Source organism: Xanthomonas bromi (assembly GCF_900092025.1).
GTDB classification, from domain to species: Bacteria; Pseudomonadota; Gammaproteobacteria; order Xanthomonadales; family Xanthomonadaceae; genus Xanthomonas; species Xanthomonas bromi.
The window spans coordinates 93,104-111,623 of record NZ_FLTX01000036.1; the positions used below are offsets into that span (position 1 = coordinate 93,104).

At 66.3% G+C, this 18,520-nt stretch carries 16 protein-coding genes; 6 read left to right on the plus strand and 10 right to left on the minus strand.

Annotated features, from left to right (window positions below; translation table 11 throughout):
* Positions 1-187: 187 nt before the first annotated feature.
* Entirely contained in the window at positions 188-1,564 is a 1,377-nt protein-coding gene (locus XBLMG947_RS11580; protein ID WP_065468800.1) for an MATE family efflux transporter, read from the plus strand.
* An 84-nt stretch (positions 1,565-1,648) separates the two neighbouring features.
* Positions 1,649-3,550, plus strand: a complete 1,902-nt coding sequence (sppA, locus tag XBLMG947_RS11585) for a signal peptide peptidase SppA (protein ID WP_065468802.1) — start codon at positions 1,649-1,651, stop codon at positions 3,548-3,550.
* A 321-nt stretch (positions 3,551-3,871) separates the two neighbouring features.
* Here sppA and XBLMG947_RS11590 read toward each other — a convergent pair whose 3' ends face one another.
* Positions 3,872-4,087: a hypothetical protein gene (locus XBLMG947_RS11590; protein ID WP_065468804.1), complete on the minus strand. Its 216-nt coding sequence runs from the start codon at positions 4,085-4,087 to the stop codon at positions 3,872-3,874.
* A 105-nt stretch (positions 4,088-4,192) separates the two neighbouring features.
* Between XBLMG947_RS11590 and XBLMG947_RS11595 the strand changes: the two genes are divergently transcribed.
* On the plus strand, positions 4,193-4,969 hold the full coding sequence (locus XBLMG947_RS11595) for an SDR family oxidoreductase (protein ID WP_065468806.1): 777 nt from the start codon (positions 4,193-4,195) through the stop codon (positions 4,967-4,969).
* A 387-nt stretch (positions 4,970-5,356) separates the two neighbouring features.
* Here the strand turns inward: XBLMG947_RS11595 and XBLMG947_RS11600 are convergent, their stop codons facing one another.
* From XBLMG947_RS11600 to XBLMG947_RS11640, 9 genes are all read right to left on the minus strand, one after another.
* Positions 5,357-6,007, minus strand: coding sequence for a DUF4124 domain-containing protein (locus XBLMG947_RS11600; protein ID WP_181093210.1), 651 nt, complete (start codon positions 6,005-6,007; stop codon positions 5,357-5,359).
* Between the two features lie 23 nt (positions 6,008-6,030).
* A complete protein-coding gene (locus tag XBLMG947_RS11605) occupies positions 6,031-6,804 on the minus strand; it encodes a hypothetical protein (RefSeq protein WP_065468810.1) in 774 nt (257 codons plus the stop codon).
* Between the two features lie 216 nt (positions 6,805-7,020).
* The gene (gene tsaC, locus XBLMG947_RS11610) at positions 7,021-7,584 is read right to left on the minus strand and encodes an L-threonylcarbamoyladenylate synthase type 1 TsaC (protein ID WP_065468813.1); all 564 of its coding nucleotides are present in this window, start codon (positions 7,582-7,584) and stop codon (positions 7,021-7,023) included.
* Positions 7,585-7,592: 8 nt separating this feature from the next.
* A complete protein-coding gene (locus XBLMG947_RS11615) occupies positions 7,593-10,103 on the minus strand; it encodes a DNA topoisomerase I (protein ID WP_065468815.1) in 2,511 nt (836 codons plus the stop codon).
* A gap of 181 nt (positions 10,104-10,284) precedes the next feature.
* The gene (locus XBLMG947_RS11620) at positions 10,285-11,571 is read right to left on the minus strand and encodes an RDD family protein (protein ID WP_065468817.1); all 1,287 of its coding nucleotides are present in this window, start codon (positions 11,569-11,571) and stop codon (positions 10,285-10,287) included.
* Positions 11,572-11,611: 40 nt separating this feature from the next.
* The gene (locus XBLMG947_RS11625) at positions 11,612-12,316 is read right to left on the minus strand and encodes a pilin (protein WP_065468820.1); all 705 of its coding nucleotides are present in this window, start codon (positions 12,314-12,316) and stop codon (positions 11,612-11,614) included.
* A 39-nt stretch (positions 12,317-12,355) separates the two neighbouring features.
* Positions 12,356-12,829 (minus strand): DUF494 family protein, encoded by a 474-nt coding sequence (locus tag XBLMG947_RS11630; protein ID WP_065468822.1) that lies wholly within the window; start codon positions 12,827-12,829, stop codon positions 12,356-12,358.
* Positions 12,830-12,871: 42 nt separating this feature from the next.
* On the minus strand, positions 12,872-14,017 hold the full coding sequence (gene dprA, locus XBLMG947_RS11635) for a DNA-processing protein DprA (protein WP_065468824.1): 1,146 nt from the start codon (positions 14,015-14,017) through the stop codon (positions 12,872-12,874).
* Positions 14,018-14,088: 71 nt separating this feature from the next.
* Entirely contained in the window at positions 14,089-15,225 is a 1,137-nt protein-coding gene (locus tag XBLMG947_RS11640; RefSeq protein WP_065468826.1) for a LysM peptidoglycan-binding domain-containing protein, read from the minus strand.
* A 131-nt stretch (positions 15,226-15,356) separates the two neighbouring features.
* Here XBLMG947_RS11640 and def point away from each other — a divergent pair, with 131 nt between their 5' ends.
* The 3 genes from def (at position 15,357) to rsmB (ending at position 18,499) form a co-directional block, all read left to right on the plus strand.
* A complete protein-coding gene (gene def, locus XBLMG947_RS11645) occupies positions 15,357-15,869 on the plus strand; it encodes a peptide deformylase (RefSeq protein WP_065468828.1) in 513 nt (170 codons plus the stop codon).
* Positions 15,870-16,265: 396 nt separating this feature from the next.
* Positions 16,266-17,189, plus strand: coding sequence for a methionyl-tRNA formyltransferase (gene fmt / locus XBLMG947_RS11650; protein ID WP_065468830.1), 924 nt, complete (start codon positions 16,266-16,268; stop codon positions 17,187-17,189).
* Positions 17,189-18,499, plus strand: coding sequence for a 16S rRNA (cytosine(967)-C(5))-methyltransferase RsmB (gene rsmB / locus XBLMG947_RS11655; protein ID WP_065468832.1), 1,311 nt, complete (start codon positions 17,189-17,191; stop codon positions 18,497-18,499). Before fmt ends, rsmB begins: the two co-directional genes overlap by 1 nt.
* The last annotated feature ends 21 nt before the right edge of the window (positions 18,500-18,520 follow it).

Genomic DNA, 18,520 nt, shown 5'->3' on the forward strand with positions numbered 1-18,520 from the left:
GTTATCCCGCGCCGGCGCTGTAGCACCTGTAGCAGCAGCCTTCGCGTTTTTTGCCAGCGCGCGCAGCGGGCTCTACCCAGGTGCGCGACAAAGCCGCAGCCGGAAAGTGGGCGTAAGATAGCGGGCCCACGCGACCCGGTGCCAGCGCCTCCCGGCACGGCCGTAGTCTGCGCAGCGATCGGTTTCCATGTCTGTTTCTTCTGCCCCCCCGTCCGCGACGCCAGGCTTCGCCTCCGAGGTGCGCACCACCGGCCTGCTTGCGTTACCGCTGGTGCTCGGCCACGTGTCCACTGGCCTGATCGGGTTCGTCGACAACGTCATCGCCGGCCACCATGCCACCGCCACCTTGGCGGCGGTCACTATCGGCACCTCGCTACTGTGGCTGCCGATGTTGGTGCCGATCGGCACATTGATCTCATTGACCGCCTCGGTCTCGCAATTGATGGGCGCCGGCCGCGAGCGCGAGATCGGGCCGCTGTTCCGTCAGGCCCTGTGGTTATCGCTGGGGCTGAGCGCGCTGATGTTCGCGTTCCTGAGCGTGGTGCCGCCGCTGCTGCCGACCTTCGGGATCGCCCCGGACATCGTGCCCGGCGCCACCGACTTTCTGCACGCAGTGCGCTGGGGCGTGCCGGCATTGACCTTCTACTTCTGCATGCGCTACCTCAGCGAGGGCATGCACTGGACGCTGCCGACGATGCTGCTGGGCTTTGGCGGGTTGCTGGTGCTGGCGCCGCTGGGTTATGCGTTGACCTATGGCCGGTTCGGGTTTGCCGAACATGGCGCGCAGGGGCTGGGCATGGCCTCGGCCATCACCATGTGGGTGCAGGCCAGCGTGTTTGCGCTGTACCTGTGGCGCGCGCGTCGGTTTGCGCATCTGGAATTGTTTACCCACCTGGAAGGGCCGCGCTGGCGCGCCATCGGCGACTTGCTGCGTACGGGCCTTCCGATTGGCATCACCGTGTTGATGGAAGGCGGGTTGTTCATCGTCACTGCGTTGTTGATCGGCCGGCTGGGCTCCACCGAAGCGGCCGCGCACCAGATTGCGATCAACGTCGCGCAGCTGTGTTTCATGATCCCGATGGGCGTGGCCGAGACCACCACTGTGCGCGTCGGCCATGCGGCGGGGCGCGGCGACCCGCTGGGCATGCGGCGCGCGGCCTGGGCCGGCTATGCCATCGTGCTGGGAACTCAAGCGCTGTCGGCCAGCGCGCTGCTGCTGGGCCACGATGCCATCGTCGGCGTCTATACCGACGATGTGGCCGTGGCCGCGCTGGCCTCGGTGTTGCTGCTGTTTGCCGCCACGTTCCAGTTTCCCGATGGGATCCAGGTGCTCTCGGCCGGCGCGCTGCGCGGGCTCAGGGACACCCGCGTGCCGATGTTCCTGGCGATGTTTTCGTATTGGGGCGTGGGCATGCCGATCGGCGCCGGGCTCGGCCTGGGGCTGGGCTGGGGGCCGCAGGGCATGTGGGTTGGCCTGATCCTGGGCCTGACGGTGGCATCGATCCTGATGGGGCTGCGCTTCCGCCAGACCAGCCGGCGGCTGACCGCCACCGCGACCCCCTGACTTCCAGCGCATGCCGCGCGCGCTGCGTAGCCGGTATGCTGGGCACCATCGATCTGCATGCAGCGTCTTTCGACGGAGTTTTCCATGAACCACCCCGTGCGTCGCAATCCCATCGCCAGCTTCTTCGTCGGCCTGTGGGATGTGATGAATTTCACCCGGCGCCTCATTTTCAACCTGGTGTTCTTCGGTTTCCTGTTTTTGTTGCTGCTGTTGTTCGTGGTGGCGCTTGCGCATGGCGACGGCACCAAGCCGCTGGCTGAGCGCACCACCCTGGTGATCAACCCGGAAGGCACGTTGGTCGAACAATTCAGCGCCGATCCGGTGAGTCGGTCGCTGGCCAAGGCGGTGGGCGACAAGAACGCCGAAGAAGTGCAGTTGCGCGACCTGCTGCGGGTGATCGAGGCGGCCGGCAAGGATCGCAAGATCGAGCGCGTGCTGCTGAATCTGGACAAGTTCCAGCCGTCCGGTTTCGCCTCCCAGCGCGAAGTGGCCGCGGCGCTGCAGAAGTTGCGTGCGTCCGGCAAGCAGATCGTGGCCTTCAGCGAGAACATGAGCCAGGGGCAGTACCTGCTCGCTGCGCAGGCCAACGAGGTGTATCTGGATCCGATGGGCAGCGTGCTGCTGGAAGGTCTTGGCCGCTATCGCCAGTACTTCCGCGAAGGCCTGCAGGACAAGCTCGGCGTGGACGTGCATCTGTTCCGCGTGGGCGAGTACAAGTCCGCGGCCGAGCCGTACATCCTCGACGCGGCCTCGGCCGATGCCAAGGAAGCGGATCTGTTCTGGATGAACGATGTATGGCAACGCTATGTGGCTGACGTGGGCACCGCGCGCAAGCTGAGCCCGGCGCAGCTGACTGCCGGCATCGACACGCTGCCCGAAGGTGTGGCCGCCGCCGGTGGCGACCTTGCCAAGTTCGCGCTGCAGCAGAAGTTGGTGGACGGACTCAAGACCCGCGAAGAAGTCGATGCGTTGCTGGTCAAGCGCGGCGTGGCCGACAGCGATGCCGACAGCGGCTTCCGCAATATCGGTTTCAACGATTATCTGAGCCAGTTGCAGGCCCAGGGTTCGCCGATGGACAGCCGCCCGCAGGTGGCCGTGGTGGTGGCGACCGGCGAAATCAGCGGCGGCGAACAGCCGGCCGGACGTATCGGTGGCGAGTCCACGGCGGCGTTGCTGCGCCAGGCGCGTGACGACGAGAAAGTGAAGGCGGTGGTGCTGCGCGTGGATTCGCCCGGCGGCGAAGTGTTCGCCTCCGAGCAGATCCGCCGTGAAGTGGTCGCGCTCAAACAGGCCGGCAAGCCGGTGGTGGTATCGATGGGCGATATGGCCGCTTCCGGCGGTTACTGGATCAGCATGAATGCCGATCGCATCTACGCCGACCCGTCGACCATCAGCGGTTCCATCGGCATCTTCGGCATGGTGCCGAATCTGACCCGCGCGCTGGACAAGATCGGTGTGCACACCGACGGCGTGGGCACCACCAGGTTCGCCGGTGCGTTCGACATCACCCGTCCGCTGGATCCGGCCGCCGGCCAGGTCATCCAGGCGGTGATCAACAAGGGCTACGCCGACTTCACCGGCAAGGTGGCGCAGGCGCGTCACCAGCCGGTGGACGCGATCGACAAGGTGGCGCGTGGTCGTGTGTGGAGCGGCGCGCAGGCCAAGGAGCGGGGGTTGGTGGATGCGTTCGGCGGGATGCCCGAAGCGGTGGCCGATGCGGCCGATCGCGCCAAGCTGAGTCGTGGCAAGTTCCGCGTGCGCTATGTCGAGAAGCCGGCCACGCCGTTCTCGCAGTTCATGAGCGGGTTTGCCGGCAGCCGCATGGGTGCCTGGATGCTGGGCGACTCGGGCATGGCACGCGCACTGCTGGCGCGCTCGTTGCCGGACGTGGACACGCAACTGCGCTTCGTCGAAGACGCCGTGCAAGACGGCAAGGCTGGCGGCACGCCGGTCAAGTCGCTGGCGTACTGCTTCTGCGGGTTCTGACCCAGCGCACTTGCGTCGCAGGTGATGCATCGACAACGCCGGCCATGTGCCGGCGTTGTCGTTTCTGTGGGTGGATGATGCGGTGTTGCGAACGAACGAAGCAAGCAGACGGCAGCACGCATGATTCGATCGTCGAGCGCTCAAGCGATCGACCATCAGGCATCAGCCATCACGCATGCTTGCGGTGAGTTTGGTCACAGCCAGGGCGGTGCATGCAGAGGCGCATCCATGCGCACGCACAGTCGCATCGACGCGTCTGTGCCGCGTCAACACAAACGCGTGTGCTTCAGACTGCGGGCGTACTAGACAGCGGACATCCTGTCATTGGGTAGCTGCGTCGATCGCCTTGCGCTGATCTGCGGCGGCCTGATCGGTCGCGGTCTGCACGGCGTGCGCCTTATCCAGCGGTTCCTGGATGTGGTCGCGCAAGGCGGTGGCCTGCGGTTCGGGTTTCTGTTCGGTGGGCGCGGGCTGCGGCCGCTGGCAGGCGCCCAGCGACAACGCCAGGCTGGCTCCAAGCATCCAATGCAGTTTCATCGTCGTGACCTCGCTCGGGGTAGCGGTATCCTAACGCCCGGGCCACGCATGCGCGTCAACTGCGTTGCAGCGGCCGTTTCCTGCGTCTTGAAGAGGATCACCCACGTGACAACGCACCGTTGGCGGCTGGATGGACAGACCGCCCTCATCACCGGCGCCAGTGCCGGGATTGGCCTGGCCATCGCGCGCGAACTGCTCGGCTTCGGCGCCGACCTGCTGATGGTGGCGCGCGATGTCGATGCCCTGGCGCAGGCGCGCGATGAACTTGCCGAGGAGTTTCCCGAGCGCGAACTGCACGGACTGGCCGCAGATGTGTCCGACGATGAGGAACGCCGCGCGATCCTGGACTGGGTGGAAGACCACGCCGATGGCCTGCATCTGCTGATCAACAACGCCGGCGGCAACGTCACCCGCGCTGCGATCGATTACACCGAAGACGAGTGGCGCGGCATCTTCGAAACCAATGTATTTTCGGCCTTCGAGCTGTCGCGCTATGCGCATCCGCTACTGACGCAACACGCCGCCTCGGCGATCGTCAATGTCGGCAGCGTCTCGGGCATCACCCATGTGCGCAGCGGCGCGCCGTACGGCATGACCAAGGCGGCATTGCAGCAGATGACGCGCAACCTGGCGGTGGAATGGGCCGAAGACGGCATCCGCGTCAACGCGGTGGCGCCGTGGTACATCCGTACCCGACGCACCTCCGGGCCGTTGTCGGATCCGGACTACTACGAGCAGGTGATCGAACGCACCCCGATGCGCCGCATCGGCGAACCGGAGGAAGTTGCCGCCGCCGTGGGCTTTTTGTGCCTGCCTGCGGCCAGCTACATCACCGGCGAATGCATCGCGGTGGATGGCGGATTTCTGCGGTACGGGTTCTAGATCCAGCAACACACGATTGCGCCGGCCGTCATGCGATCGGCGGACGGCACGGATATGCAAGCGTGTGCGGGGCGCACCGCCGGCTGTACGGATCAGGGTATGGCGTGCAAGCCGCTTTAAAGCGCGGCGATCGACTGTCGGGCACACAGTGCGTGGTTGATATCGCATGACGGTCGCGGCGGCGTGCGCGCCATGAGGTAATGGCAGACGTTTGTCTGCAGTGCCATGGCAGCAAAAGAAACCTTGCGTCGGAAGGAAGTGCATCCTGCCCCGCATCGCAGGGCAATGTGCGCGAAGGCACGGTGGTGGTGGCGTCGACGCGCGGATGTGGTGCACGCGCAGTCGATCCTGTTCCTGCCGCCGCCCTCTGCACGCTTCCAGTCTTCTTCAGGGCGTGGCGGATGGGTTCGCGCAGCGGCTTTCGTCGAGCACCCGGCGCATCTGCTGGTAGCGTTGCTTGCGTTCGACCGATTGCGCCTCGTCGGAGAAGCGCCAGGTGGATTCGGCTTGCTCGGCGCGCTTGCGCCAGGCCTCGCACAGGCTCTGGTCCGGCACCGGCGCGCAGCGGTCGGTGACCACCTCGCAGGCGCTACCGCCGCCGGTCGCCGGCCCACCGGACAGGTCGGTAGTCTGCATCGGCAGGCAGCGCGTGGCCGGCTCGCGATCCTCGGTGAAGTAACGGCCGTTGTCGTGCGCGGTGCATTCGAACAGCGGTGGCGGTGGCAGGGTGGAGGTGGATGTTACTGCCGGTGCTGGTGGTGCAGCGGGCGTGGCCGCTGCAACTGGCGCCGACGCAGCGGCTGGCGCCGCAGCGCGCGGTTGCGTCGCCGGCGCCGCACGTGCCGGCGATGCGGTTGCCGCTCCGCCTGGCGCGAATGGCACCCCCGCCGGTACGGTCATCAGCTTCTTCTGTTGCTGCATGCCCTTCGGACACGGCATGTTCTGCACTGTCAGGGCACCGGCGGGATCGGTACAGCGGTAGATCGCCACCTCCTGCGCGCCGGCTGGCGCACCCACCGCCATCATGCTTTGCGCCATTATGCCCAACAGCAGCCAGCGCCTCATGCGCCGCCACAATCGCGTTGCTGGCGCGCTTCGATACCGCGCTGTTCGCGGCTGAGATCCTCGCGTTCGCTCTGCAGCGCGCTGTTGTAGCGGCGGATCAGCTCCCAACGGCGGTCTGCCAGGCGCGCGCAGACTTCCTGTGCGGGCAGGGCATGGCATTCGTCGCGGATCTGCACGTTGCCATACGGCACGATCACCGTGCCGCCGTAGCCGCCGCCGCTGTAACCGTCCTGATAGCCGCCCTGGTAGGTGTCGACGCCAAAGCTTGGGCTGCCGCGGATGCTTCCTCGTCCAGAGCCGCCCTGCACCGAGATCGCCGGGCGCGGGCTTACCGAGATCGGCGGGCGCTGGATGCCGCCGCCGTTCACCGGCCGGCCGACGCCATTGCCCACATAGGCCGGACCCCAGGTCGGCACCCAGCGCGGATTGCCTTCCGGGCTGTCGCTTGTGTAGCGGTTGCCGTCTTCGGTGGTGCACTCGTACATCGGCTGCGGGGGTTGCACGGTGACAATGCGGACTTCGCGCGCGGGCGGTGCGGCGACCGGTGCCGGCGGCCCGGCGCGGGCCGGTCGCGGCGGTGGGTCCTGCGGGCGTTGCATGTCCAGCACCTGTTGGCGACCGCTGCTGCATGGCGCATCTTGCAGGGCGACGGTGCCGGTACTGCTCACGCAGCGGTAGACCCGCACATTCGGGTCGGGTTTGCTCGCGGGGGTGGCGGCCGACGCAGGCAGCGCCGCAGCGAGCAGCAGAAGGGTGAGAACGGTACGCATGGCCGCAGTGTGCGCGTCTGCCCGGCTGCCGCAAAGGGGGCGCGGCTGAACGGTGTTGCGAGGTGCCGGCAGTAATCGACCACTTGGTTGAGCGCTGCTGCCAGGACGTGTCAGGCAATCGTCAGGTGCACATGAGCACGCGAAGGCCAGGCTGTGCGCGTGAGACATGCCGCACCGAGCAGCACCGCATGCGACGGGTAGCGACGCGGTCGTTTGTCAGCTGCGCAGGATCTGGCCACTGCGTGCGTCGCGTATCTGGGTTGGCTGCGTCAGGCTGCCCACCTCGCCGTCCACGAGACCATCAATCATGGTCAGCAAAGCCGGGTCCAACGTTGCGCGGCTGCGTGCTGGCGGCTCGCCGGCCAGGTTGGCGCTGGTCGACACCAAGGGCGCTCCCCAGGCCGCGCACAACGCTGCCACCACCGGATGCGCGCTGATACGTACCGCAAGTCCGTCATGCTCGCCGGTGACCCAGCGCGGCGCCCGTGCGGTGACCGGCAGGATCCAGGTATGCGGGCCAGGCCAGCTTGCCAGCACGTCATGCCGGCGTGCCGGTTCCAGTGCATCGATGTCAACCCAGTCGCGCAGCACTTCGATGCCTGACGCGACCACGATCACGCCCTTGTCGACCGGGCGCCGCTTGATCTCCAGCAGCCGCAGCATGGCTGCCTCCTGCGCCGGGTCGCAGCCCAGCCCCCAGACCGCTTCGGTCGGGTAGGCGATCACGCTGCCCTTTCGCAGGGTGGTGACCGCACTGTCCAGGCTCAGCGTCTGACCCATGCGCTGCCTCAGCCTACCTTGCTCACGGTCTTCTTGACCACGCGCTTGGCGGCTTTCTTGGCCGCAGTCTTCTTGGCCGGTGCCTTCTTCGCAGCGGTCTTGGTGGCCGCTTTCTTCACCGCAGTCTTCTTGGCTGCCGCGTCTTTCGCTGCGGCGTCCTTGGCTTCCTTGGCCGAATCCTTCACCGCATTCTTCTTGAGCGTGGCCTTCTTGGCGCCGAAGCCCTTGCGCACCGGCTTGCCGGTGTCGGCCAGTAGTTGCTGCACTTCTTCGAACGTCAACGACGCCGGCTCGCGATCCTTGGGGATCTTGCCATTGAGCTTGCCATCGCTGATGTACGGGCCGAAGCGGCCGTTGAGCACCTGGATATCGCTGCCGTCGAATTCCTTGATCACCCGATTGCGTGCGATCTCTTCCTTCTCTTCGATCAGGAACACCGCCCGCGCCAGGTCGATGGTGTACGGGTCGTCTTCTTTCTTCAGCGACGCATACACGCTGCCACGGCGCGCAAACGGCCCGAAGCGGCCGATGCCGACGCTGACGTCTTGATCCTTGTCCTGGCCCAATGCACGCGGCATCTTGAACAGTTCCAGCGCATCTTCGATCGAGATCGAATAGATGCTCTGGCCCGGACGCAGCGAGGCGAAGGTGGGCTTTTCCTCGTCTTCCACGGTGCCGATCTGCACCATCGGGCCGAAGCGGCCGATGCGCGCGCTCACTTCCTTGCCGCTGACCGGGTCGGTGCCGAGCACGCGCACGCTGCCGGCGTCGGTCTTGTCCAGCGAATCCTTCTTGTCCTCGACCAGCTCCTTGAACGGGCCCCAGAACTTCTCCATCAACGGGATCCACTCGGCTTCGCCGCGCGAGACCGCATCCAGATCGTCTTCCAGCTTGGCGGTGAAGTCGTAATCCACGTAGCGGGTGAAATGCCCGGACAGGAATTTGGACACCGCACGGCCCACGTCGGTCGGACGGAAGCTGCGGCCTTCCATTTCCACGTACTTGCGGAACTGCAGGGTCTGGATGATCGAGGCATAGGTGGACGGACGGCCGATGCCGTATTCCTCCAGCGCCTTGACCAGCGCCGCTTCGGTGAAGCGCGGCGGCGGCTGGGTGAAATGCTGATCGGTGACGATGCGGTCCAGCGGGATGTTGTCGCCGGCCTTCATCAGCGGCAGCTTGCGGCCTTCGTCCTCGTCCTCGCTGCTCTTGGTGTCCTTGCCTTCTTCGTAGACCGCCAAAAAGCCCGCCACCACCACGGTGGTGCCGCTGGCGCGGAACACGTGCTCGCTGCCGGCCGACAGATCCACGCTGACGGTGTTGAGCGTGGCCGGAATCATCTGGCAGGCCACCGCGCGGCGCCAGATCAATTCGTACAGGCGACGCTCGTCGTCGGACAAAAAGCGCGCCACCTGCGCAGGCGTTCGCAGTGCCGAGGTCGGGCGCACCGCTTCGTGGGCTTCCTGCGCGTTCTTGGATTTGGTGGTGTAGGCGTTGGGCTGGTCGGGGAGCGAGGCGGTGCCGAAATCGCGCGCGATCACGTCGCGGATTTCCGACAGCGCGTCCTGCGACAGGTTCACCGAGTCGGTACGCATATAGCTGATCAAGCCGACCGAGCCTTCATCGCCCAGCGCCACGCCTTCGTACAACTTCTGCGCCACCTGCATGGTCTTGCGGGTGGTGAAGCCGAGCTTGCGCGAGGCTTCCTGCTGCAGGGTGGAGGTGGTGAACGGCGGGGCTGGGCGGCGCTTGCGCTCCTTGCTGGCCACGTCGGTGACATGCAGCACGCCTTGCGCGGCCTGCTGGATGCGCAGCCGCGCCGCTTCCGCCGTGTCGCCGTCGGTGACGGTGAACTGCTCGAACTTCTGCCCGTCCAGCTTGATCAGGCGTGCATTGAACGCTTGCGAGGGATGCCGGCAATGCGCATCGATGGACCAGTACTCGCGCGCGATGAAGGCTTCGATCTCTTCTTCGCGCTCCACGATCATGCGCAGCGCCGGCGACTGCACGCGGCCGGCGGACAAGCCGCGCTGCACCTTGCGCCACAACACCGGCGACAGGTTGAAGCCGACCAGATAGTCCAGCGCGCGGCGCGCCTGCTGTGCGTCCACCAGGTCGCCCGCAATCGCCCGCGGCTTGAGCATGGCTTCCTTGATCGCGCGGGGCGTGATCTCGGTGAACACCACCCGCTGCATCGTCTTGTCCTTCAAAAGGCCGCGCTCTTTCAGGATCTCGGCGATGTGCCAGCTGATCGCCTCGCCCTCGCGGTCCGGGTCGGTCGCCAGAAAGATGTCGTCGGCGCCCTTGGCAGCCCGTGCGATGGCCTCGACGTGCTTTTCGTTCTTCTCGATCAGGTCGTAACGCATCGCAAAGCCGTTGTCCGGATCGACCGCGCCTTCCTTGGGGACCAGGTCGCGCACGTGCCCATACGAGGCCAGGACGGTGAAGTCCTTGCCAAGGTATTTATTGATCGTCTTGGCCTTGGCGGGCGATTCGACGATGAGCAGGTGCTTGGGCATGGTGGCAACTTCTTGGGGCGGAGCCCGGGGGGCGGGTAGCGTGGCCTAATTGGCCGGTCGAGGGAAGCAGATCGGCCGTTTTCCATGCGTTAACGCCCGGAAGTGCTCCCGGGCGTTCAGGTCTCTCATTAGAAAGATCACGGCGGACGCCGCCGTGTCAAGCGGTCGGCGCCGCGAACTGTTAGCGCTGGCTCATTCCAATTGCCGCCAGCACGATCACCATAACCACGATCGACAGCACCAGGATCACCCCGTAGATGGCCAGCACCACGATCGACACCGTGTCCAGGCCGCGCGACTGCAGCTCCGGACGGTCGGTGAAGGCCCAGCGGTCCACGACCAGGGTGTCGCACAGCTTGTCATGCGGCGTCTGCTTGCGCTCGGTCATGCCGGCCATGAACGCCGCGACGATCGCGCCGATGCCCAGGGTGAGCACGCTGATCAGCATATAGGCCAGATAGCGCAGCACATTGCGCCGGAATCCGACCCGGCCACCGTTGCTGTCGGCACGTACCAGCTTGATGCCGCAGGCGAGCTTGCCCAGGCTGGCCTGATGCCGGCTGGATTGCATCCAGGCGAAATACAGCGTCGGGATAGCCAGGCCGATGCCGTAGGACATCACCAGGATGGCGATGCCGAGCGCACTTCCGTCATCCAGCGCCGAACCCGAATCTCCGTGGGTGGTCGCGAGCGCGATCACGAACACCAGCGGGATCACGATCAGGTACACCGCAAAGGTGGTGATCAGGCTATCGAGAATGCTGGCGGCCACGCGCCGCCACAGGCCGGCGTAGACCACCGGCGCATCCTGCGGCGCGACGCTTGCGGCGGGCGCGGCAAGGGCCGGAGCGTCCCAGGCGCTTGGACCTGGCGCGCTCGCCGCTGCCGGGGTGTATCCAGGCGTCGAGGTCGCGTCCGCCGTCGTGGTCAGGCTTGGACCTGCGGCCGGCGTTGGGGTCGCGGCGTCTGCCGGCGCGGTGGACCACGCTGATGGGTCTGACGGGGAGGCCTGGTCCCGTGCTGGGTGTAGGGCGGAATCAATGGCTGAATGGTGGTCGGCACCGGCACCGGCATCACTGGCACTGGCACTGGCAACGCCGCCACCAGCACCAGCACCGATCACTGCTGCGTGTCCGGACGCTGCTTCGGCCGCGGACTCGTGGGCCGGCGTGGCCGCAGCCGGCGATGCTGTGGCCGGCGCGCTGTCGCCGGGATGCGCAGCCGACAATGGCGTATCGCTCGACGCATGCACAGGCGTCGGCCCGCTGGCTTCCGGAGCGGGGGACACTTTGCTGTCGAGGCCCAGTTCGGCCTCGACCTCGTGCAGCGCCACCCACTGCGCCAGACCCTCGCGCCAGACCAGGCTGGAACGGTCGATGATGCCCTGCGACAGGCGGGCGCGAAGCGTGTCCGTGTCTACCGGCCCCTGGCGTTGCCGCTGTGCGTCGGCGTAATACCACTGCGTCATGTTGTCCCCTTAACGTGTAGCGAGCCGCATGCAGCAGGCGTCAGCCGCGGCAATTCGGTGGAAGTTGGGTATCGTCGATTTCGGAACTGCAGTGCCAACTGCCGGCATCCGCATCCAGTTCCAGCCACAGGGCCTTACCGTCTATTCTGGCCGACCTGGGCGCGTGTATGACGGCTTCGATGCCGCAGTCGCTGCTCTCAAGACGGCCGATGCGGACGCTGCTCAACCGCTCGCTCGCGTACTGCTCGGGCGGTTTGAAGCCAGCGTCGCCATTGACCGGGCAGCGGCCTTCTTGCGCTAGAAATTCGGCGATCTGCGGCTTTAACGCTGCCAACTCACCGACTGTGTCGGTCAACTTGGCCCGGCCCAGATAAGCGTTGTAAGCCGGCAGCGTAATCGCCGCGAGGATGCCGATGACGCCCACCACCACAAAGACGCCCACCACCGCGCCGAGCACTGCAAGCAGCGACCAGCCCGTGCGCGGCTGCGCGACGAACGGATGGACAAGCGGGGGGTGTGCCGCAGGCGGCAATGGCGGCGGAACCGCGGCCGCACGTACATCAGTGGAAACAGGCGGCCCTAGGGTGTCGGCGCAGGCGGACAGCGGCAACCAGCAGGTCAGCCCTTCGCGCCAGACCAGCGTATCCAGGGCGATCACGCGATCGCGATACAGGCCCAGCAAGGTGTCGTCGGCCACCGGACCGTGCCGATGGCGGTGGCCATCGACGTAATACCAACTGCGCATCCCCGTCCCCTGCACGCACATCCGTGGCGGCTCCAACGCTCAGTGTACGGGTTCAGGCTCGTCCAGGAACATCTGGGTTTCCATCCAGGCGAAGGCCGCTTCGGCGCCGGGCTGGTTGAACAACACCATCAGCACCACCCACTTGAGGTCGTCCAGATCCAGTTCGTCCTGGTCCAGCGCCATGGCCCGGTCCAGCACCAACTCGCGCTGGTCGGCGTCGAGAATGCGGTGTTGCTCAAGGAACAGCAGAAACCCGCGGCAGTCCACATCGAGTTTGTCCAGCTCCGGCCCGTGATAGATACGCACCGGTCCATCGACGTGCGGGCGCGCGACACTGGGCCGCTGCTCGGAAAGCGCGTCCAGCCAGTCGAAGGCTTTGCTGATTTCTGCGGGACTGAAGCCGGCCTGGATCAGGCCATTTTGAAGCGAGTCACGGTCACGGACCAGGTCCGCGTCTTCGCTGAAATAATGTTCAAACAGGTACAGCAGTACATCAAGAATGCTCTCTTTCATTGCCCTCGGCCTGCGTCGCGCGACGCTGTGGAGGTGAAGAAACTAAGGATTGCGGGTATAGCGACCGTGCTCGGTGACCACGTCTCCCTCGAGTTCCATGATGAGCAGCATGGAGGACAGCGCGGCGGCCGTCAATCCGGTGCGCTGCACCAATGCATCCATAGGGGTTGGGTCGTGGCCCAGCGCTTGCCACAAGCGCTGGTAGTCGGGATCGGAGCGGGCAGAACCAGCGCCAGCGCTGGTCTTTGCCTTCCTGGGCAACTCAGCGGGGGCGGCCAGGCGTTCGCGCAAGGCGCTGGCTAATTCGCCAGACAGTTGGCCCAGCCCCTCGATGACCTGGGTGGGTTCCTGCGCCAGTGTGGCGCCTTGCCGGATCAGGTGATGGCAGCCACGCGCGAGCGGATTGTGCAGCGAGCCGGGCAGAGCGAACACCTCGCGCCCGGCGTCTGCCGCCAGCCGGGCGGTGATCAGCGCCCCCGAGCGCATCGCCGCTTCGACCACCAGCGTCCCCAGTGCCAGCCCGGCGATGATGCGGTTGCGCGCCGGGAAGTGCGCTGCGACCGCGGCGGTGCCCGGCAGGTATTCGCTGACCACCGCGCCGCGTTCGGCGATGCGATCGCGCAAACCTTGGTGCCGCTCGGGATAGGCAACATCGGTGCCGGTGCCGACCACCGCCACGGTGATGCCATCGCGCTGGGCCAGTGCGGCCTCATGCGCGATCGCATCCACGCCTGCGGCCATGCCGCTGATGATGCTCAGCCCGGCGCTGGCCAGACTGGAGGCGAATGCGCGGCTGTGGTCGCGGCCGCCAGCAGTGGCCGAGCGGCTGCCGACCACCGCCACGCCAGGGTGCCAGAGCGCATTGGGGTCGCCGTCCACGAACAAGGCCATCGGCGGATTGGCGATGTGCCGCAGCAGCGTCGGGTAATCCGGATCGTGCCAGCCGATCAGGTGGTGTCCCGGGTGTTCGCACCAACGCAGTGCGGTGTCCAGCGCATGCGGGTCAGGGCTTTGCAAGAGCGCCGATTGCAGCGCGTCGCAACCGGCAGAGCGCCACGCCTCGGGCCCGGCTCTCAGCATCTCGGATGCTGACCCGAACGAGGTCAGCAGCTTTCGCCGCGGCGGGCTGCGGCCGCCTGCCAGTAGCAGGATCAGGAATGCGCGCACATCGGGAGCGGTCAGGGCCATGCATCCAGGCTAGATCGCAAACGACGACGGCGCCCTCGGGCGCCGTCGCGGTGATGCATCGGAACTTTCGCTTACTGCGCGTCAGGATGCTTGACGAAATAGCCCAGGCCGGTCGGCTTGACGCTTTCCATCACCAGCGCATAGCTGACCTTGTCGAAGGTGCGGAACACCATCGCATGCGAGGCATATTCATCGGGCAGGCCGACAGTGGAGCCGGATGGGCCGCCGAAATCGTCGTCGGTGCGCGAGAAGCGCGAATGCTTCACGCGGTCGCTGACGGTGCGGCCCTTGCGCCAGATCGAGAACACCGTGCCGTTGTTGATGCCTTCGCGCGCGCCGCCTGAAATGGCGATCACATCGCGGCTACCGCCCACGATGAAGGCGTCGGAAATGGCCAGCACGCGCAATTCGGTCTGCAGCGCCCGTTCGGACGGCGGATGCGGGATGAACTGCAGATCGTACGGCTGCGCTTCCACTGCCACGATCCGGTCGCCGGCGCGCACTTCGCGGCCGCTGTCCTGCAGCAGCAAGGTCGCCGCCTTGGAGTTGCCGCCCGCTGCGCTGCGGGTGATGGTGCCGACGTTGACCTGCGCCATCTCGTAGCCGAGGAATTCACGGCGCGTGCTCGGCGCAATGAAGTTCTTCCAGATGGTGCCGGAGCCAGCGGTAATGTTGCCCGCCATATCCAGGTCTTCGTTGTGCTTGGGCAGGCTGAACTTCACGGTCGGGCGTACCACCGCAAAGCGCTGACCCGGCCGTGCGTTTTCCAGCCCGACCACATAGGCGACCTGCCCGGTGGTGGCACGCGAGCGACCGCCTTCCAGGCCGACCACGTAGGGCAGTTCATCGAAGTCTTCGACCACGCGCAGGTTTTTCAGGAACGGCTCGACATCGGCCAGCGGAATCGCGTTGATTGGCGCTTCCTGGCGCGGACCGGGCTGGATCGTGCCTTTCCCCACGCGGTCCAGATAGGCCAGGCTGATCACGTCACCCGGATAGATCAGGTGCGGATTCTGGATCTGCGGATTGGCCTGCCAGATTTCCGGCCACAGCCACGGTTTTTGCAGGAAACGCCCAGCGATATCCCACAAGGTATCGCCCTTGCGGACCACGTAGGTGTCTGGATGCTCGCCCACCGCTTGCGCGGCAGCGTAGGTCGCGACGGTCAGCATCGCCGCAGCGACGACCGTACGAAGTCGGTTCAACATGAGTGCCTTCTTGCCTGATTCCCCAACAGGTCCGCGCACTATAGTCCAGAAACCGGGGCGCCACGCAAGCATTGCGCTAGAATGAGATCGTCTTGCCGGCGCCGCGCCGGTGTTCCCAGACGGGTAATCCCATGGCTTTGCTCCCTATTCTTGAGTTTCCCGACCCGCGGCTGCGTACCAAGGCCGTGCCGGTCGATGCTGCCGAGCTCATCAGTGCGGCGTTCCAGACGCTGCTGGATGACATGTTCCAGACCATGTACGAGGCGCCCGGCATCGGCCTGGCTGCCAGTCAGGTGGACGTGCACAAGCGTTTCATGGTGATCGACGTCAGCGAGGAGAAAAATCTGCCGCAGGTATTCGTCAACCCGGAAATCGTGAGCAAGCAGGGCGAGCAGCTGTATCAGGAAGGCTGTCTGTCGGTGCCCGGCATTTACGCCGATGTCAGCCGCGCCGATGCGATCACGGTGCGTTATCTCGACCGCCAGGGCCAGGCGCAGGAACTGCACACCGATGGGCTGCTGGCCGTGTGCATCCAGCACGAGATGGACCATCTGGACGGCAAGCTGTTCGTGGATTATCTCTCGCCGCTCAAGCGCGAAATGGTGCGCAAGAAGCTGGCCAAACAGCGCAAGCATGTGGCTTGAGGGCGGGGATTGGGGAGTTGTGATTCGGGATTGGCAAAAGCGGGGTCTTGCTGGTCTTTGAGTCTGCTGTTTCAGATCTTCGGGCGCGGATCCTGGTGTGATCTGTTTGCTGGCGTGAGTTGTCGAATCGCCATTGCCCCAGTCCGCGTGCGCAGCGCCTTGAAACTCGGGATGCGGGATTGGATAAGCCGCTGTCCGTCGCGGCTATCGAATTGCTGTTTGCAACTCCTGTTTTTTCACCGCGCCTATTGATGCTGGGCAATGCCGCTTTCGGCGCTGGTCGCCAAATCTGCCCGCGCAACTGTCCACCCCATCTATCAGTTCCACGCCGCCACCGTCCCGGCCAGTACATCCGCCGTTGCCAATCCCCACTCCCTACTCCCAAATTCCAGCCTTATGAGAATCATCTTTGCCGGTACGCCGGATTTCGCTGTCGCTTCGTTGCGTGCCGCCGCGCAGCGGCATGAGGTGGTGGCGGTGTACACCCAGCCGGATCGGCCTGCCGGGCGCGGTCGCGGGTTGACGCCGTCGCCGGTCAAGCTGGAGGCGACTGCGCGCGGCATTCCGGTATTCCAGCCGCCGACGTTGCGGTCGCCTGAAGCGTTGGCGACGCTGCGCTCGCTCGATGCGGACCTGATGGTGGTGGTGGCTTACGGGCTGATCCTGCCCAAGGCAGTGCTGGCCGCACCGACCCACGGCTGCTGGAACGTGCATGCCTCGCTGCTGCCGCGCTGGCGCGGCGCGGCGCCGATCCAGCGCGCGATCGAGGCCGGCGATACCGAAACAGGCGTCTGCCTGATGCAGATGGAAGCCGGGTTGGATACCGGCCCGGTACTGCTGTCGCAGCGTATCGAGATCGGCGAGCAGGAAACCGGCGGCCAGTTGCATGACCGTCTGGCGGCGCTGGGTGCGCAGGTGCTGTCCGATGGCCTGGGGTTGCTGCGCGCCGGGATCCGTCCGGTGGCGCAACCGCAGCCGGCCGAAGGCGTCACCTATGCGCACAAGCTGGACAAGGCGCAGGCACGCCTGGATTGGGCGCAGTCGGCGCAGGAACTGGCGCGGCGCGTGCGCGCGTTCAACCCGTGGCCGGTCGCCGAGGCGATCCTGGCGGGTGAGCGCGTGCGCCTGCATGGCGCCGTGGCGCTGGAACTGGCCCATCAGCAGCCGCCAGGGACCCTGCTGGCGGCCAGCAAGCAGGGCATCGATATCGCCTGCGGTCAGGGTGCGCTGCGGGTGCGGGTGCTCCAGCGCGCGGGTGGCAAGGCGATCACCGCCGCCGATTACCTCAACGCGCGGCGCGACCTGCCGGCGCTGCGCTGATGTCGGTCGATACCGCAACTGCCGGGGTCGCCTCGCGTCTGGCAGCCGCACACGTGCTGACGGCGGTGTTCGATCAGGGCCGCTCGTTGAAAGCCGAACTGGCCGCGACCTTGCCCGGCATCGGCGATCCGCGCGACCGCGCACTGGTAGAGGCGATCTGTTTTGCGGTCATCCGCCGTCGTCCCGCGTATGACGTCGCGTTGCGGCAATGGCTGGAACGTCCGCTGCCGCCGCGCGATGCCGAACTCAAGGCGCTGCTGATGGTCGGTTTTGCCCAACTCGACGTGCTGCAACTTCCCGCGCATGCGGCGTTGTCGGCCACCGTGGATGCCTGCCGCGCACTGGGCCGGCCACGCCAGGCCGGCATGGTCAACGCGATCTTGCGGCGCGCCCAGCGCGAGGGGTTTCCGGCGGTGGCCGACGATGCCGGCTGGCCGTCGTGGCTGCGCAAGCAGCTGCGTGCGGACTGGGGCGAGCGCGCCGAGGCCATCTTCGTGGCGAGTGCGCAGATGGCGCCGATGTGGCTGCGTGTGCAGCGTTCACGCGTCGACCCGGCGGCCTATGTCGCACGATTGGCCGAACTGGGCATCTCCGCGCACACCGATGCGGTGTTGCCGGACGCGGTGCGCCTGCACAGCGCAGTGCCGGTGAGCCAGTTGCCGGGCTTTGCCGAAGGCGATGTGTCGGTGCAGGACGGCGCTGCGCAGCAGGTGGCCGATGCGCTGACCCTGGCGCCGGTCGCTCGCGTGCTCGATGCCTGCGCCGCGCCTGGCGGCAAGGCGGCGCATCTGCTGGAGCGCCATCCTGCGCTGCAGCTCACCGCGTTGGATGTGGATGCGCGCCGCCTGGAGCGCGTGCAGCAGACCTTGCAGCGCACGGTGCCAAACGCACGGGTCGCGTTGCATGCGGCCGACGCCGCCGACACGGAGGCGTGGTGGGACGGACAGCCGTTCGATGCGGTGCTGCTGGACGCGCCCTGTTCGGCCACCGGCGTGGTGCGGCGTCAGCCGGATGTGCTGTTGCACCGGCGTGCCGACGATATCGATGCGCTATGCGCGCTGCAGGCGCGGCTGCTGGATGCGACCTGGCGCACGCTGCGCCCAGGCGGACAGTTGCTGTACACCACCTGCTCACTGTTGGCGCGTGAGAACCAGGCGCAGGTGGAGGCATTCCTGCAACGCACGTCCGACGCACAGGCGCAGCCCTTGGGTGCGCAGTTCGGGCATGCGGCCGGCTCCGGGCGTCAGCGGTTTCCCGGCGAGCAGCACTGCGACGGATTTTTTTACGCGCTTTTGCTAAAAGCCTCCTGATCGCGCGCTGCGTGCAGCGCT